Annotated in this window: 12 protein-coding genes; 6 read left to right on the forward strand and 6 right to left on the reverse strand. The window is 36.5% G+C overall.

All coding sequences use genetic code 11. From position 1 onward, the window contains the following. The 3 genes from CQ046_RS16880 to CQ046_RS16890 all read right to left on the reverse strand — a co-directional run. Positions 1 to 775, reverse strand: a 775-nt coding sequence (locus CQ046_RS16880; RefSeq protein ID WP_165790540.1) for a transposase, incomplete at its 3' end; no start/stop codon positions are given. A gap of 166 nt (positions 776 to 941) precedes the next feature. Beyond that, positions 942 to 3,881: a M16 family metallopeptidase gene (locus tag CQ046_RS16885; RefSeq protein ID WP_105703405.1), complete on the reverse strand. Its 2,940-nt coding sequence runs from the start codon at positions 3,879 to 3,881 to the stop codon at positions 942 to 944. 25 nt (positions 3,882 to 3,906) lie between these two features. Then, entirely contained in the window at positions 3,907 to 5,112 is a 1,206-nt protein-coding gene (locus CQ046_RS16890) for a pyridoxal phosphate-dependent aminotransferase (RefSeq protein ID WP_105703406.1), read from the reverse strand. Between the two features lie 242 nt (positions 5,113 to 5,354). Here CQ046_RS16890 and CQ046_RS16895 point away from each other — a divergent pair, with 242 nt between their 5' ends. The 6 genes from CQ046_RS16895 (at position 5,355) to CQ046_RS16920 (ending at position 13,644) form a co-directional block, all read left to right on the forward strand. Beyond that, on the forward strand, positions 5,355 to 6,692 hold the full coding sequence (locus tag CQ046_RS16895) for a M20/M25/M40 family metallo-hydrolase (RefSeq protein ID WP_105703407.1): 1,338 nt from the start codon (positions 5,355 to 5,357) through the stop codon (positions 6,690 to 6,692). A 98-nt stretch (positions 6,693 to 6,790) separates the two neighbouring features. Further along, positions 6,791 to 7,426 (forward strand): 16S rRNA (guanine(527)-N(7))-methyltransferase RsmG, encoded by a 636-nt coding sequence (gene rsmG, locus CQ046_RS16900; RefSeq protein ID WP_105703408.1) that lies wholly within the window; start codon positions 6,791 to 6,793, stop codon positions 7,424 to 7,426. 61 nt (positions 7,427 to 7,487) lie between these two features. Continuing rightward, positions 7,488 to 7,892: a hypothetical protein gene (locus CQ046_RS16905; RefSeq protein WP_105703409.1), complete on the forward strand. Its 405-nt coding sequence runs from the start codon at positions 7,488 to 7,490 to the stop codon at positions 7,890 to 7,892. Next, on the forward strand, positions 7,892 to 8,428 hold the full coding sequence (locus CQ046_RS16910; RefSeq protein ID WP_105703410.1) for a DUF922 domain-containing protein: 537 nt from the start codon (positions 7,892 to 7,894) through the stop codon (positions 8,426 to 8,428). Before CQ046_RS16905 ends, CQ046_RS16910 begins: the two co-directional genes overlap by 1 nt. Then, positions 8,425 to 11,112 (forward strand): PD-(D/E)XK nuclease family protein, encoded by a 2,688-nt coding sequence (locus CQ046_RS16915; RefSeq protein WP_105703411.1) that lies wholly within the window; start codon positions 8,425 to 8,427, stop codon positions 11,110 to 11,112. The genes CQ046_RS16910 and CQ046_RS16915 overlap by 4 nt, the downstream gene beginning before the upstream one ends. Before the next feature lie 168 nt (positions 11,113 to 11,280). Then, positions 11,281 to 13,644: a patatin-like phospholipase family protein gene (locus tag CQ046_RS16920; RefSeq protein ID WP_105703412.1), complete on the forward strand. Its 2,364-nt coding sequence runs from the start codon at positions 11,281 to 11,283 to the stop codon at positions 13,642 to 13,644. A 105-nt stretch (positions 13,645 to 13,749) separates the two neighbouring features. Here the strand turns inward: CQ046_RS16920 and CQ046_RS16925 are convergent, their stop codons facing one another. From CQ046_RS16925 to CQ046_RS16935, 3 genes are all read right to left on the reverse strand, one after another. After that, entirely contained in the window at positions 13,750 to 14,829 is a 1,080-nt protein-coding gene (locus CQ046_RS16925; RefSeq protein ID WP_228406984.1) for a cytochrome-c peroxidase, read from the reverse strand. A 67-nt stretch (positions 14,830 to 14,896) separates the two neighbouring features. Continuing rightward, complete coding sequence (locus tag CQ046_RS16930) at positions 14,897 to 16,411, reverse strand: DUF6850 family outer membrane beta-barrel protein (RefSeq protein WP_105703414.1); 1,515 nt, start codon at positions 16,409 to 16,411, stop codon at positions 14,897 to 14,899. Between the two features lies 1 nt (position 16,412). Continuing rightward, complete coding sequence (locus CQ046_RS16935; RefSeq protein ID WP_105703415.1) at positions 16,413 to 17,633, reverse strand: DUF4876 domain-containing protein; 1,221 nt, start codon at positions 17,631 to 17,633, stop codon at positions 16,413 to 16,415. Positions 17,634 to 17,649: the final 16 nt, after the last annotated feature.

Consider the following 17,649-nt stretch of genomic DNA (forward strand, 5'->3'; position numbering starts at 1 on the left):
CTTTGCTGTCTTTAATAACTCCCCAATCATCCCATTTTATTGGGGTTTCTGTTTTAATAAAAGATTCAATCTCTTCATATTTCCTGTTTTCTTTGGAACGGATAATAAATTTCAGAAGCTTTTCTTCAAAATCTTTCATCGTCCTTGTAGACTGGATCCCTCTGTCTATGATATAAATATTATCATGATGATCTTCTTTTTTCACCTGGTTCAGAACAGCCTGGGCAAGAGCATTATCTTCTGTTGAGTATTTTTGCCCCGTAAAAACATCTACCGCTGATGGCAAAATTCCGTCAAATGAAAAACTGAATTTCACTAATTTTTTTCCACTTTTCTGATCAATTCCTTCTTTAAGCTTGTTACATGTATCAGCTACAATGGTACTGTCAACTCTGATTAAGTTGTATTTTTCGATTTCTGTCTTGGAATAAAGTTCCGAAAATCTTTCGTACATCTGTTCGTAGATTTCTAGGAAATAATTGGAATCAATTTTTGAAAGCCTCTCAGAAATTGAACTCCTTCGAATCTTTTCCTCTTCCCCTAAACCAAATAAGGCTTTGAATCCACTGCTATTAAAAGTATCTTCGAGTGTTCTTTGACTTAATTTTTCATTATCAAATATGCAATACAAAAGCAGGTAGAATATTTTTCTTCCATGCAAAACTTTACTATAATAATCCACTTTTGTACTTGCGGAAAGGTGACTTAAAAGTGCTTCGGGAATAAATTCTAAAACATCTTTAAGTGATATTTTATGATCTTTAAAAACTGACATAAACAATTGATTATCAGCAATAAAGATACAAAAAATGAAACAACAAAACAAATTAAATAGTTGATAATCAATTAATTAAAATAATAATATTGAATATCTAAAAACAAAAAGTCGGAAGAAAAAATCTTCCGACCATGACTAGTGATATCAGGGCTTTTTGTTTATTTTAATAACCGAATATTTCAGTTAAATTAAGTTTTTTTACTTCGCCTAATTTTTTCATATCGGCCTCATTCACTTTGTCTTGAGATGCAACGAGACAGTATGTGTAGTTCTTGTTCTTCATTTCCTTATCATGGAAAGAATTGATGTCTGTGAAAGACAGTTTTGGTGCCTGTTCATAGACATTCTTTCTCATGTCAAAATTGTTTCCAAGTCTTTGAGATTTCAGATAAGAGAAGATGATTCCGTCCTGAGTAATTCTTTCAGAAGCAATTGATTTTTTCAATCCGCTTTTTGCTGTTTCGAACAACTGCTCAGATTTTGGAAGTGTAGTTAGAAGCTCGTTCATAGCCGTTGTAGACTCATTGAATTTGTCTGCCTGCGTTCCAACATATGCCATAACCATATCCTTATCTGTTTTCTTGCTTGGAAGTGCAAAATAAGAGTAGGTAGAATAAGCTAGTGCTTTTGATTCTCTGATGGTCTGGAATACAATAGATCCCATTCCTCCTCCGAAATAATTGTTGAACAAACTTACCGTTGGAGTTGTAGAAGGATTGTATTGGTCTGAATTTCTTACCCAGAAAACTTCTGCCTGTACCATGTCGTAGTGAGCAAATAGTACTTTGTTCTTATCCGTTGGGATCTGAGCAAATGTTTTAGACTTAGGAAGATCCTTTAGGGTTGCAGGAAGCTTGTGAACAGGTTTTAAAGATGCTACTACTTCGTTTCCTGATTTTGGTCCGTAATACAGTACTTTATGCTTGAAATTAAACAAATCGTGAAGAACGTTAATTAGATCTTCAGCTTTTAATGCATCAAGTTCAGCATCGCTCAGTACGTTGTTAAAAGGATTCTGTGCACCATATTGAGCATAGCTTCTTAGTCCTGCCATAATGGTTCCTTTGTTTTGCTTGGCATTTGCTCTGGCTTTTTTAAGTCTTGTTTTGTAGGCATCAAGAGCGGTCTGGTCTGCCTGACAGTTTTTAATAAGATCTTCAAATAAAGCAATCGTTTTATCGAAGTTTTCATTCAATCCTTCCAGAGATACATACGTTTCTTCATTTCCGGCTCCTACATTGAAGCTTGAAGCCAGTTTGTAGAACTCTTTACTGATAACCTCAGACGACTTGTCTTTAGTTCCTAGATATTGAAGATATTCTGCTGCCAATGGAAGAATTTTGTTATTCCATTTTCCTGAATCAAAGTGGTAATACATTCTGAATAATGCATTGTCTGTATTTTTCACAGAAAGTACGTCTACATCAGCTAGTTTGTTTTTAGCAATGTCTTTGTCATAATTCAACCATACAGGAGCGATAGGGTTTTCAGGCATTTCATCAATCTTCTTAAGGAAAGGAGACTGGTCTTCTCTGTTTACGGAAACCGGAGTGATGGTTGGTTTGTCAACTTTTACAATGCTCTTATCTTCACCTTTTCTTTTGTAAACTGCAACGTAATTGTTATTCTGAAGATATTTGGACACGAAATCCATAATATCTTTTTTCGTTAGTTTTGAAATTTCGTCAACATATTCCAACGATGCTTTGTGGTCAATGTCTGAAGTAAATTCATCCATCAGAATACTTGCTCTTGATGAATATTTTTCATCTTTCTGAATAATACCTTTCTTTTCGTTGTTGACGATAGACTGGATCAGATCATCAGAAAATTCTCCTTTTCTTAACTTATCTACTTCCTGAAGAAGAAGATTCTTTACTTCATCCAGAGATTGTCCCTCAGTAGGTTTTCCCTGTAAAAGTAAAACGGAATAATCCTTTAAAGCATAAGATCCCGCATAAGCTCCAAGTAATTTTTGTTTTTTTACCAAATCAAGATCAATTAATCCAGCTTGGCCGTTGGTCAGCATATTTCCGACAAGATTCAGCATTCTTGCATCTTTGGTAGAAGCTCCCGGAAATCTGAACCCAAGCATTACGTTTTCAGGATTGGGTCCTACAACTTCTTTTACAATAGGAGCGGTAATCGCTTTTTCCTGTCCTACTTTATATTCAGGAATTGCTTTAGGCTTCATGTATGAAAAAGCCTTGTCAATCTTTGCAATTACTTCATCCGGATTAAAATCCCCTGACATAATGATTCCCATGTTGTTAGGAACATAATAGTTGTTGAAATACTCTCTGATAGCATGCAGAGATGGATTTTTTAAATGCTCAATCGTCCCGAGAATTGTTTGTTTTCCATAATTATTGTTAGGGAAAAGATTGGCAAACATAGTCTCCTGAACTTTACTGTCATCATCATCAAGAGATATGTTTTTTTCTTCATATACCGCTTCAAGTTCCGTGTGAAATAACCTAAGAACAGGTTCTCTAAATCTTTCAGCTTGTACAGCAAGGAATTTGTCAAGAACATTGGATGGTACATCTTCTGTGTATACCGTTTGTTCAAATGAAGTAAAAGCATTAGATCCATCTGTTCCCATACCAGCCATCATTTTGTCGTATTCATTCGCGATTGCAAACTTTGCAGCTTCTCCAGAAACTTTATCAATCTCTTTGTAGATTTCTTTTCTCTTGGCTTCATCCTTGGTCTGATTGTACTTTTCGTAAAGAGCATCAATCTGGTCTAAAAGAGGTTTTTCTTTAGCCCAGTCTTTAGATCCAAACTGATTAGTTCCTTTGAAAAGCATATGCTCAAGATAATGGGCAAGACCGGTGTGGTCTGCAGGGTCGGTTTTACTTCCTGCTTTTGTTGCAATATACGTTTGAATTCTCGGATCCTTATTTGTTGGACTCAAAATAACCGTTAATCCGTTTTTCAAAGTGTAGTACCTTGCGGAAGTAGGGTCATTGGTTACGTACTTGTACTTGTAGCCATTAGAATTAGCTTCTTTCCATTGGAAATCCTGGCCAAAAGCATGTCCTGCAAAACTTGCTGCGGCAATACTTGTAGCGATGGTTAGTTTTTTTAACAGATTCATTGCTGTTGTGTTTTATTGTTGATGGTTAGTTGATTAATTGATTGAATGGAGCTAGTAAATCTTTGATTCGTTTCATCGCCTCTCTTAAATCTTCCTCAGAAGCGGCATAAGAAAATCTGATACATTCCGGGCTTCCGAAAGAAAATCCACCTACACATCCTACATGAGCATTTTCAAGAAGAAACATGGCAAAGTCATCAGAGTTATTAATTTCTGTTCCATTAAGGGTTTTACCGATATAGTGCGATATATCCGGGAAGAAATAGAATGCTGCCTTTGGAAGCAGTACTTTGAATCCTGGGATTTCTTTGATCAACTCAAATACAAGATCTCTTCTTTTTTTGAAAGCATCAATCATGTATCTGTATTCGGAAGGATCTGTTTTCAACGCTACAATAGATGCTCTTTGTGCTACCGTATTAGCCCCGCTGGTCATCTGTCCTTGTACTTTTTCACAAGCTTTTGCGAGCCATTCCGGACATGCAGAATACCCGATTCTCCATCCTGTCATAGCAAATGCTTTTGACATTCCATTGATGACAGCTGTCTGCTCGTATACTTCAGGAAACTGAGCGATAGAAGTAGTATTCGTTTCGTAATTGATATATTCATAAATTTCATCGGAAATGATTGTCACCTGTGGGTATTTGGCAATCACTTTTGCGATAGATTTTAGTTCGTCATAAGTATAATATCCTCCTGAAGGGTTACATGGTGAACTGAAAAGGATAGCTTTGGTCTTTTCAGTAATGGCTTCTTCAATTTGTTCTGCAGTTACTTTAAAATCAGTAAGGTAAGAGGTAGGAAGCATTACGGAAGTTCCGCCCATCATTTTTACCATTTCATCATAGCTTACCCAATAAGGCGCAGGAAGAAGTACTTCATCACCGTCATTAATGATAGCTGCCAAAACATTGATGATCGCTTGTTTAGCTCCATTTGAAACACAAATCTGAGTAGGTTTGTATTCCAGTTTATTATCTCTTTTTAATTTATATGCAATAGCTTCACGCAGTTCCAGAAATCCGGGAACAGGGGAGTAGTGACTGTAATTTTCATTGATGGCATCGAAAGCGGCCTGTTTAATATTGTCCGGAACATCAAAATCCGGTTCGCCAAGAGTTAAGCTGATCACATCTATTCCATTGGCTTTCATTTCTCTGGCTTTGTTTGACATTACGAATGTCTGGGAGTATCCTAATCTTTTTACTCTATCTGAAAGTCTATCCATTGTATTTTTTTGAATTTTAACAAATATATAATAAAAACGCCTTGTGAGGATAATAAAAATGGGTTTGCTTTGAAGATTTTTATCAGGTTTTGGACAAAAATTGATATTAAAAAGCGATACAGTTTCATTAAATAAATGAGAGCAATTGAGCAAATAGCGATCGGAGCACATAATCAGAAAGAATAAAAGATGATTGATGAAACGAAGGGTTTTGTATCTTTAAACAATCTAAGACTTATCCTATGAAATATTCCGTTTTTTTGTTATTGATATCCTGTACTGCCTTTTCTCAGAGATATTCAAAAGATGAGGAAGTGAAAAAGTATGTTTCGCAAGTGAACGAAGATTCGCTAAAGTTTTATATTGGTAAAATGGTAAGCTTTGGAACAAGACACACTTTAAGTACAACAGATGATCCCAAGCAGGGAATAGGTGCAGCAAGAAACTGGGTGATTAAAAAATTCAACGATTACGCAAAAAATTCCGGAGGTAGAATGGAAGTCTATCTTCAACAGGAAGATATTCAGCCCGATGGAAAACGAATTGATAAAGTCGTAAATCTTGGAAACGCAGTCGCTTTTCTGAAAGGAACTGACCCAAACGATAAAAGGATCTTCCTGATCGGAGGACATCTTGACTCAAGAGTAACCGATGTGATGAACAGGACTTCTATAGCACCCGGAGCCAATGATGATGGCAGTGGAGTAAGTGCAGTTATAGAATCTGCGAGAATATTGAGTAGATCTTCATTTCCGGCATCCATCATTTTTGTGGCTTTTTCCGGCGAAGAACAATCGTTATTGGGGTCTAAACAGTTGGCAGAAAAGATTAAAAGAGAAAATCTACAACTGGAAGCCGTTCTTAATAATGATATGATTGGTAATCCCAAAGCAGGAGAAACCGGAGAAATTAATACCCGCATACTTCGTGTATTCAGTGAAGGTATGCCTTACAAAGACCTCGATAAAAAAGCAATGACGATCAGGAATCTAGGGCTTGAAAATGACAGTGAATCCAGACAACTGGCCCGTTATATCAAAGAAATTACAGAACAATATGTAAAAGGATTAGAGATAAAACTTATCTACAGGAATGACAGATTCTTGCGTGGAGGAGATCATACCAGCTTTGTGAATAACGGATTTCCTTCCGTGAGACTCACTGAGTATTATGAAAACTATGATCATCAACATCAGGATATCAGAATAGAAAATAATAAGCAATATGGTGATCTTCCCGAATTTATAGATTTTAAATATCTAAAAAAGAATGTTGCTGCCAATATTGCTGTTCTGGCCAATCTTGCAAAATCCACTTCAAAGCCGGAAAAAGTAGAAATGGAGGTAAAAGAATTGACCAATTCAACGACTTTGCATTGGGAAAAACCAAAATCAGGAACACCAACAGGATATTATGTGCTGGCAAGGGAAACAGACAATCCGGTATGGCAGAAAAAAATATTTACAACAGCGCTTTCCATGAAGGTTCCGCTTTCGAAGGATAATTATATTTTTGCTATACAGACAATCAGCCAATCCGGAAACCTGAGTGTGCCTGTAATTCCGGGAATTGCGAAGTAACGGATTGTACTGAAAAGCTGATTTTACAGCCGGATCAGGAAAAGTAGATTTGAATACAAGAGAAATAAAACTTATTTTTGCGGTTTATAATAATTCACATGTCTGCATCGTTACTATTAAAATATTTCCCGGATCTTACTGAAAAACAGAAAGAGCAGTTCTCTAAACTGGAAAATCTGTACAATGAATGGAATGAAAAGATCAACGTAATTTCCAGAAAAGATATGGAATCGCTGTATGAAAAGCACATTCTGCACTCTTTGGGAATTGCAAAAGTGATGGAATTTGCACCGGGAACCAAAGTTTTGGATATCGGAACAGGAGGCGGTTTTCCTGGAATTCCTTTGGCGATCCTTTTTCCTGAAACAGAGTTTACCCTGATTGATTCTATCGGAAAGAAAATCAGTGTGGTACAGGCTGTAGCTGATGGAGTGGGCTTAACCAATGTAACAGCTATCCACGGAAGGGCAGAAAAGCTGAAAGAAAAATTCCACTTTGTAGTCAGCAGAGCAGTAACCCAAATGCCGGAATTTTTAAGATGGCTGAAAGGGAAATTTGAAAAAGAACAGTTTAACGCTAAGCATAACGGGATTTTATATTTAAAAGGTGGTGATCTTGCAGAAGAACTAGCTGGACTTAAATGTGAAATTTTCAATCTTAGACACTATTTTGATGAAGAATTTTTTGATACTAAAAAAGTAGTTTATGTATCAAAAGGTAATTTTAATTCCTAATTTTATATAAATAAGGAATAATTTTTGCTAATATTTGTTAATAATCAGAAAAGTAAAGGTTATGAAAAAGCTTTTAAATATTGGATTTTCAGTATTCGTGCTAAGCGTGCTTCTGGTTTCGTGTAATGATGACGATTACCATACGATCGAGTCTATTGATAAAATCAAAATAGATAGTGTGAAAATCGTCAATGATACCATGGATGTTTTTGCGATACAGAGCATAAAGACTTATTCCACCTATCCGTCTCACTGCGAAGGCTTTTACGGATATGATTATATTTACAACAATAACCTGGAAAGAACCGTAACTTCCTACAAATATATTACAAACGGACCTTGTACACAGGGGAATTATGTAGGAGCAAATCAAATCAACTTTAGTCCGCAGAAAAAAGGAACCTATACTTTTAAATTCTGGAATGGAGGGAATAATTGGATTACCAAAACAATTGTAGTGGAATAATGAGATTGACTTTTGTATTGTGTGTATTGGCAGCTCAGGCTGTGGCCGGACAGAAAATTTTCTGGGAAGAAGGAAAAAAACTGACGTGGGATAACTTTAAAAGCCCTGTTAATAAGAAAAAGAATCCTGATGTAGCAGCATACACCCATTGTGGCTGGGAATTTTACTCTAAGAAATCTTCAGATCCAAAGGCTCCTGTTACGATTACGATTAAGACCCTGTTTCACGAAGAAAAATCCTGGAAAGATGTCAAAAGAATGGATGATTATATCCTGCTGCATGAGCAGAAGCATTTTGATATTGCAGAATTATTTGTAAGAAAATTCAGAAAGGTAGTCGCTGAAAAAATCAGAACATCAGGAGATTATAATAAATATTTCCAAACTATTTATGATGGAATATCCGTAGATTATAAAAACTTCCAGATGGCTTATGACAGAGATACCCGCCATGGAATAGATAAAGAAAAACAGGCTGAATATAATAATACCATTTCTGAACAACTAGACAACTTAAAAAGCTACCAAGCCAATTGAAATTCCTCAATAAGATCATCCACGAACTGCTAGCCCAAAACACGGATCTTTCTGCGTTTAATATCATTCTGCCCGGAAAACGTCCCATTGTGTTTATCAGGCAGATCTTAGAGGAAAATAATTATTCCGGGTTTCTGCCCAATTTTTTTACCGTAGAAGAGCTTATCAATACAATTGCTGATCAGCAGTCCATTCAGGGAATTCCGCTGTGGCTTTTCTCATTTGATGTATACAGAAGTCTGAATCTTATTCCAAGAGATGATTTTTCAGACTTTCTGAAGTGGTTTCCTACGCTCCAGAAAGATTGGGATGATATTCTCAAATTCTCCGACAGTGATCAGGCTGTTCTTCAATATATGTTTGACGAAGAAAGGATCAAAGAATGGGCCCAGGACTTGGGTGAGGATGATGATGTCCCAAGAAAGAAGTTTCTTAATTTCTGGCAGAATATGAACGTTTTTCTCCCTGTTTTAAAGGAAAGACTGCAGGAAAAAAACTGGGCAACTTCAGGGATGATCCATGAAGCAGCTAAAGCCAGAATTGTTGATTTTGCTAAAAATACCAAAGAAGAGTTTATTTTTTGCGGGTTCAATGCCTTTACCCCGGTAGAAGAAAAGCTGGTAAGAAGTCTTTTGCAGTGGAATAAAGCACAGTGCTTTTTTCAGGCAGACCATTATTATTTCGATGATGAAAGACAGGAAGCAGGAAAATTCCTTAGAAATCATAAAACATGGAAAGAATTTGATGAAAACAGAGCTTTCCAATGGATAGAAGATGATTTTAACCAGCCTAAAAAAATTAAGGTATACGAAGTGTCCGGGAATGTAACCCAGACCAAAGTGCTGCCTGAGATCTTTAAAGAGATCAATAATAAAACCTATTCCAATACTGCAGTGGTATTGCTGGACGAAAATCTTCTTCCTGCAAGTCTTGACGTAATGCATGGAGTTGATAATTTGAATATTACAATGGGATTTCCATTGAAGAACTTATCCTTCTCCAATGCCGTCAAACGTCTTTTCTATCTGCAGAAACAACTGGAAAAAAATAAGTCTTCTTACTATTACAGAGATGTTTTTCCAATTCTGGAAGAGCTGCCGAAATCTGTAGAAGACGAAAAGATTATCAATGATTTTAAAGCCAAAGTAGAAGAGCGGAATATCGTTTATATCTCTAATAAGCTTTTACAAGAACTGCTGAGTGGTTTGTCTTACTTTGGACTTCTTAAGAAAGCGCCGGGAACAAATAGGTATCTGGATATGCTTATTGAGTTCTGCCAGCAGGTAAAATGGCTCGAAATAGATGATATTCAGTATGAGAATGTCTCTCACTTTGAAAATGCATTCAGAATCATCAAAAACCAGCTGACTCCCTACAATATTGAGATCAAAATGGAGACGCTGGAAATTCTGATCAACCAGCATATCAACTCTGAGAGTATCGATTTTCAGGGAGAGCCTTTGAGGGGGCTACAGATCATGGGACTACTGGAAACACGTCTCCTGAATTTTGAAAATGTTATTCTGCTTTCCGTAAACGAAGGAAAACTTCCCCTTGGGAACTCGCAGAATACCTATATTCCTTTCGATATCCGAAGATTCTTTGATCTCCATACTTTCCTGGAAAATGACAGCATTTATGCATATCACTTTTACAGGCTGATTCAGGATGCAAAGAACGTCCATTTACTGTACAATGCATTAAGTTCGGGAGTGAATACCGGAGAAAAAAGCAGGTTTATAACACAGATTGAAATGGAGAGTTCTCATGAGATAGAACATCTGATTATTGAAAATTCTTCTGAACCTATTACGACCAAACCAATCGAAATTACAAAGACACAGATTGTGCAGGAACGTCTACAGAAATGGAAGGGAAAAGTATCAGCTTCCCACCTTACAAGTTACCTATATAATCCGATTGATTTTTACCTTTCCAAGATTTTGAATACCTCCGAAACGGATGAAATTGAGGAAGAGCTATCGATAAAAAATTACGGAAATCTGGTGCATTATTCGCTTCAAGAAGTGTATGAGGTATTGAAGGGCAAGGTGTTAAAAGAAAGTGATTTAAAGAATTCAGTTAAAGCGATAGATAACTATATAAATATTGCTATTGAAAAGCTGAAACATCAGCCGGAATTTTATGAAAAAGGGATGAACTATATCCATAAAGCAATTGCCAAAAAAGTAATTGAAAATGTCCTGAATCATGATCTTGAACTCATAAAGCAAGGCAACAAACTGGAGATTGTAGATATCGAAAGAAAGTTTGAAAACATAGATTTTCCTCTTAATGGAAATGATAAAATTTCATTCTTAGGATATATAGACAGAATTGATAAACTGAACGGAACACTAAGAATCATTGATTATAAAACAGCCAAAATCAAAAATCTTACTGTAAAAATTGATCAGGATAATATAGATCAATATTTCCATAATAGTGACAGAAAACAGGCACTTCAGCTTTGTATTTATCATTATGTGGTACAACACCTTCCAGAATTCTGGGGCTTCCCGATTGAAACAGGAATCTGGAGTTTTGCAGATGCTAGAAAAGGAATGGTTTCTCTACAGTTTGATAAAGGAAATATTGATGATGCCATGAAATCTGTTAAAAGCCTCATCCTCGAAATTCTGAATCCAGATATAAATTTCGTGGAAACTATAAAAACATATTGAAAATTTTTAGTTTTAATTGCGTTTAAATCTTTGTTTATTCTCGATGAATAGGCTGAATTAGAATTATTTACTTTGTTGATAATGTAGATGATGTGGGTGTGTTTTTTGTGTATCTTTAACTCTTGGAAACTTTAAAGATTTAAATTAAACACTAGAAGAAGCATATACATGAAAAAAATATTGATATTTTTAGCTATAGCCATTTCTCTTATTATCAAATCTCAACAAAAAAACGACACTCTTAATTCTGGCCTTCAGAATATTACTAAAGATACTAAATTTGGTCTTGCTCTAAGCGGTGGCGGTGCAAAAGGGTTTGCACACATTGGTATTCTGAAAATGATCGACTCATTAGGAATCAAAGTAGATTATATTACCGGAACCAGTATGGGAGGTATTCTCGGTGGTTTATACGCAATGGGATATAATGCTGACCAGCTGAAACATACAGTATATAAGATGGACTGGGGTAGAATTCTAAGTAACAAAATTCCTTATAATAAAATCAATATCAGCGAGAAAGATGAATACGATAAATATATCCTTGAGTTTCCGGTAGTGAAAGGAATTCCTACACTTCCAAGTTCTTATATTGAGGGTCAATACATGGGGGAGGTTCTTAATACACTTACTTTCAACGCTAAACATATCAACGATTTCAGTAAACTAAGAATTCCTGTTGAGCTTACTTCATCCGATATTGAAAACGGAGGTCTGGTAATGCAGAAAGAGGGATCCTTACCATTGGCTATTCGTTCCACATTGGCTATTCCTGCAGCGTTTGCTCCTGTTTATATTGACGGAAAGCTTTTGGTAGATGGCGGATTGGATCGTAATTATCCGGCTAATGAGGTCCGGGAGATGGGAGCTGATTTTGTAATCGGAGGGTATACCGGTTTCAGACTTTTTACCAAAAAAGAAATTGAGAATCCGATGAAAATGATTTATCAGACTCATGCCATCCGTTCTGTGGAGGATTTTAAGCATCAAAAAGAATTGTCCAACATCCTCGTAGATTTCGTAAATCCATTAGGAGAGATTACAACAAAAGATTTCGACAAGTTCAGAAAGATTATTAAAATAGGAGAGATTGAGGCAAAGAAGCATCTTCCTGAGTTTGTGGCTTTGGCAGAAGCTCAAAGAAAATTAGGAATCAAGTATGAACACACGATGATTGAAGAAGTCCAGCTGCCTACTGTAAAATTCACTTTTAATGAAGAAGATGGAACTCCTATGACAGATGCTGCAGAGATTGAAGTGATGAAAAGGCAGATGGGACTTACAGAAGGTAAATATTATGATGCGCAAACCGTTAATGAAGCAATTGACCGGGTATTCGGAATGCGGCAGTATCTAAAGGTATATTATACTTACACGAATGCGAACGACGGCCTTGTAATGAATATTTTTGTTAAAAGAGCAAAGAAAGGAGCTTTTAAACTAGCTCTGCACTATGATACGGAGCAGTCGGTTGGAATTATTGTTAATTACACCTACAGGAATATTATACTGAACAGATCAAGATTTTTGGCAACGGTAGATATTTCCGAACGTTTTAAGGCTAAATTAGCCTATCAGCAGTTCCTGGATAAAGGAGATCGTTTGTGGCTGGATCTGGAGGCTAAAATGATTAATCTTAAAAGTAACGATTTGAACTTCAGGCTGTATTCTATCAATGAAGATGGCAGTGACCGCTTTCCTAACCATATGTACCGTAATATCACCGGAAAGATTGCTCTTAATTATAATATTACCCCCAATGCCTATCTGTCATTGGGAACGGAGTTCAGTACAGAAAGAATGTACAGTTTACTGGATAAAGTAGATCAGGCAAAAGTGGATAATTACAGTAATAAATTATATGACCACAGCAATTTCAATACATTTCTGAAGTTTGAACAGAACAATCTTAATAAAAGATACTTTACAACAAAAGGGAACCATCTTCAGATGAGCACAAGACTCTATTATGGTGACAGGTATAAGCTTTATGACCTGGAAACAGTGCAACCCATTTTAAATGTTCTACTAAACCCTGAAACGGAGGGGTATTTCCGACCTAGAAACCTGATATCTTTTACTTTAAATGAAAATTTCTATCATCCGATTACAAATAGGCTGACAGTAAGAGCAAACGTTTTTTTAGGAGCAAGTTTTGGCAAAGAGAGAGAGTATGATATTCCGTATCTTTTCCTTAATCAGAAATATAATCTCGGAGGGAGTGAATACAACGGTGATATGCTAAACCCCGAATTCAATGGTCTTCGTCAGAAAGAGATCCCTGTGACTTCAGTTGCTAAGGCGGCAATATCATTTCAGTACAGAATTATGAAAAAGCTCTATCTTACCCCTTCAGTTAGTTATGGTAAAGTGAGTGATGAACTTTCTCCTTTTAATCAAAGCGTTGATATATTTGGTTATGGAGTAAATTTAGGATATGAATCTGTTATAGGTCCTATCAGTCTTAATATTTCCAGAAATGACGTGCTTGATTTTTCAAGGATCTATTTCAGTGTAGGCTTTAAGTTTTAAAGAATCACGTATCAGTTTAGAAGATATTAAAAATCCTTTTATCTAAGGTACTTTAGATAAAAGGATTTACTGTTTATAAGATCAATTATTTAATTTGTTTTCAATTTATTTTCTTGGGATTTCCGGTCTTGGCATTTTGTAATAACTTCCGGACATGCTTTTTAAAAATGCTACAATGGCATCCACTTCCTGTTCATTCAGATGCAAAGGCTTTATCAGATGATCGGTGACCGGGAAATTGGGGTCAGCTTTCTTTTCTTCTGGAGTAGGGTTAATCATCTGCATACCGCTGTTGTATAAGCTGACAATACCATGCATGTCATCCATGAGCCCGTTGTGCATCCATGGAGCAGTATAGTCAAGATCTCTCAGCGAAGGGGTTTTAAATTTCCCTGTGTCATCCGGATTTTTAGTGATATGATAGAGCCCAAGATCCTCATATTCCCGTTTGTAATAGGTAAGTCCTATATTGTGAAAAGATTCATCGGTTAGATATTTCCCATAGTGACAGTTCATGCACCTGGCCTTGGTACGGAATAGATGCATCCCATAAATTTCCTTGTCACTCATGGCTTTATAATCACCTTTGATGAATTTATCGAGCTTGCTGGGCTGACTTCTGATTGTTCTTTGAAAAGTGGCCAGCGCTTTTGCGATTTTATCAAATGTGATCTTATCAGTTTGATAAACTTCTTTAAAAAGCTGTCTGTATTCTTTCAGTTTAGATAGCTTTCCAGCCAGTTTTTCCGGTTTCATGTTCATTTCGTTATGAGCGGAAATAGGTCCTACAAGCTGTTCTTCCAGTGTTTTGGCTCTTCCGTCCCAGAAATAGGACTGGCGGTCTCCAATATTGAACAGAGACTGGGTATTTCTTTTTCCCTGTAAATGATCTGTTCCCAATGCCACCTCCTGGCCATCTCCCCAACCCAATTCAGGATTGTGACAGCTGCTGCAGGATACCTGACTGGATTGTGACAGTTTGGGATCAAAAAACAGCTTTTTTCCAAGCATTACTTCAGGGAGTTCCTGGGTGTCATAATAGTTGGAATCCCATTCAATAGCCTCAAATTCTTTCCAGTTGACCTCAGCATCTACTGTAGGTTTTGGCCAGTATTGTACAGGCTTTTTATAGTGTTCCACAGTTTCTCCATAATCTACTCTGTATTGTTGAAGAGTATGCTGCATAAAGAAAAAGGATATTCCCCCAAGGACTGCAATTAATTTAATATCTGAAAATTTTATCATAATGTGTTTAAAAAATACTTCCTATACTGACTGCCCATAAAGTATTGCTGCCATTTTTAAAATTACTGTACATCATTTTTCCTCCTACAAAAGCATTTTTAACAATTGGGAAGTTGAAATGAAAATGGATATCAAGCTTTGCCTGCCAGAAATCCGAAGACTGAAATATATAGTTTTCCTGAAGCATAGCGTTGATAGACTGCTTTCCGGAATTGTTGAAAATAGCATCCTTTTGATAGACATTGGTTCCTGAAAGTCCCGCTGTTACAGACAATATCTGTTGATGATCAAAAATTTTCATCCATTGATAATCCGCACCATACATAAGCTTACTTAATTCTATTCTTGATAGAGGGCTGCTGTATTTCTCTTTTTCCTGAACCCATCCAAAGAAGGGAAGCAGAGAGGATTTTGCCTTTTCATCTCCCATCTGTATGAGTCCTTTCAAAATAATGCTATTGATTTTTTGGTTGTATTTCTCCACACTTCCTATCTGTATATAATTTCTTGAATTTTCATTCAGGAAAAGGTTTTCTGTTCCTTTTCTCTCTGTGCTGTTTCCTTCAGCAAAAATTCCCCAGACTGTTTTTCCGGAATCAAAGAATTTTCCGGCGGAAAAGCTGAACTGCTGTTCATCAATTTTTGAAGCGTTGAGATCTGCGTATTCTGTTAATAATTTATCAAGATTAAACTTTTTAAGGCTCATATTCAGATACCAGTTTCTGCTGTTGGCTTCAAAGACCTGTAAACCTCCTCCGTAAGACCAGCCTTCATAATACGCCTGGCGGAGTTTTCCGGAAAGAAGTTCGTTATAATTTCCCAGTCCGTTCATATTATAAATCAGAGGATATCCCTGATTGCTGACAAAGCTCAGATAATGTTTTTGAGTATACTTTTCAGCATTCACATAAGCTCCGATTTTGAACTTTTGGAACATCAGTTTGTTGGCTCCCATTGCCAGAGAAAAATGAGCCGCAGTATTTTTCGGTCGAGGATCTACATTTCTATAACTCAATGTTGCCTGATAACTTCCAGTAATTCCTAAAGTATAGGTATTGATTTTTCTGGAATATCCTCCTGAAAAACTATAGTTTTCAAATTTCATATTACCACCTACACTGTCTGCTGCTACATAAGGGTAAATCAGATCATAATCTGAATTTTCATTCCATACCACCTGCTTATTTTTCCCCTGTGTGTATGAGGCATTCCCCCAGACTGATGTTTGTTCATCGAGCTTTTGTAAGCTGTAAACTTCTACACCCCATAGGTTTTTCCCTTTTCCTTTCTGTTGTAGTTGATTGGGAGTGTTGCTTTTTTCCGTAAACACATTAAAGGTTGTGATGCTGTATTTCCTTCCTCCGGCATAACTGGCAGGATTGAGCATAATATTGTTTTTAATAAGCCTTTCAAAGCTGTATTCTTCACGTACTTTTTCTATGATGGTATCATTGGCCTGAGCGTGCAGTTTTGCACCAGAAAAAGATAGTAACAGGATGGATATGGAAAGAAAATATTTCATTTTAATTGAATAAAGATGGCTTTACACCATGTTCAAAGTCTGTTGTAGAGTTATTGGTATCTTTAAGGATATTTTTGCCATCCATTGTTTTTCCGGTTACTTTTCTGCGGACTGCTTTTCCAAAACGGTTTTTATCTCCGTCAAATGCAGCTACGGAAGTCCATCCCATATCCAAAGAAGGAGAAGTTACCAGCCATTGGAAGGAATCATGTACGCTTAAATTCACAGCATCTGTGATCCATTCATTGGGGATTTTGACAGCTGTTCCGTCCATAGGATATACATCACCATTAATCGTAAGGTTGTAGGTGTAAGTATAAGAATTTTGAGCAACCAAAGCTGCATTCGTCATTCCCTGAGGTAAACGTGCCAGCGCATAAGCATAATAGCCCTGCGTGTGAATCACCATTTTTTCAAAAACATTCACCATTTTCGGAACGGCAGGATTGTCGATATCATCAGAATCTTCTTTGAAAATCTGGAAGTTGGCATTAGAAAGATTGATAGATGAAGGATTGAAATTTTTATGATTAATAGCATCTTCCGCAATAATAATTGATTCTCCGGCTTTTACAGGGTACATTGTTCCGTTTCCTGGAATTCTGATAATAGCACCGGCAGAGAGAGTAGTTCCCATGATATTGGGGTTGTAATCCTGCTTTTCATTCGTCATAAAACTGGATTGTATCAGCAGCATCCCATCTGCATACAAAGTCTTATCTGTATTATTCGTAATTTTAAAATACTGATCACCGAAATACATGACTCCCTGTGGTGTTTTGGTTCCGGTAAAGAAGATTTCTTCCAGGATCAGATCACTGCTGGCACCTGATTTCAAAGAAAGTTCTAAAGTTTTGCTGGTCTCACTTCCATTGATGACGATTCCGTTCTGTACACCGGCAGCTTTAGCTTCTATTGAACCGGAATTATCACCATACATAATACTTCCTTCCGCTGTCATGTTATACGTTCCTGAAGGAAGCACAACCTGCAAAACGTTAGTGTTTTTAAGCTCCTGAGTAATGGTAAATCCTGAATTTAATTCTTTGAAATTGATGGTAAGATTTTTATATTCTTTAACCTGAATATTGTCAGGAACTACTTTAAGTTCAAGCTTTAATGAGGTTTTTGCTTCCGGAGCATCGTTTGAATCTGAAGAACAGGCTGTAATGGCAAAAGCTGCACACAAAACGAACAGTGTTCTTAATACATGTTTTAACATAATTTATTGAATTGAA

This window comes from Chryseobacterium sp. MYb7 (assembly GCF_002979455.1).
In the GTDB taxonomy this organism is placed as follows: Bacteria; Bacteroidota; Bacteroidia; order Flavobacteriales; family Weeksellaceae; genus Chryseobacterium.

Bases quoted from the DNA above. Each gene is read 5' to 3' on its own strand.
- CQ046_RS16885 (WP_105703405.1), bottom strand. From the start codon at position 3,881: ATGAATCTGTTAAAAAAACTAACCATCGCTACAAGTATTGCCGCAGCA.
- CQ046_RS16890 (WP_105703406.1), bottom strand. From the start codon at position 5,112: ATGGATAGACTTTCAGATAGAGTAAAAAGATTAGGATACTCCCAGACA.
- CQ046_RS16895 (WP_105703407.1), top strand. From the start codon at position 5,355: ATGAAATATTCCGTTTTTTTGTTATTGATATCCTGTACTGCCTTTTCT.
- rsmG (WP_105703408.1), top strand. From the start codon at position 6,791: ATGTCTGCATCGTTACTATTAAAATATTTCCCGGATCTTACTGAAAAA.
- CQ046_RS16905 (WP_105703409.1), top strand. From the start codon at position 7,488: ATGAAAAAGCTTTTAAATATTGGATTTTCAGTATTCGTGCTAAGCGTG.
- CQ046_RS16910 (WP_105703410.1), top strand. From the start codon at position 7,892: ATGAGATTGACTTTTGTATTGTGTGTATTGGCAGCTCAGGCTGTGGCC.
- CQ046_RS16920 (WP_105703412.1), top strand. From the start codon at position 11,281: ATGAAAAAAATATTGATATTTTTAGCTATAGCCATTTCTCTTATTATC.
- CQ046_RS16925 (WP_228406984.1), bottom strand. From the start codon at position 14,829: ATGCAGCATACTCTTCAACAATACAGAGTAGATTATGGAGAAACTGTG.
- CQ046_RS16930 (WP_105703414.1), bottom strand. From the start codon at position 16,411: ATGAAATATTTTCTTTCCATATCCATCCTGTTACTATCTTTTTCTGGT.
- CQ046_RS16935 (WP_105703415.1), bottom strand. From the start codon at position 17,633: ATGTTAAAACATGTATTAAGAACACTGTTCGTTTTGTGTGCAGCTTTT.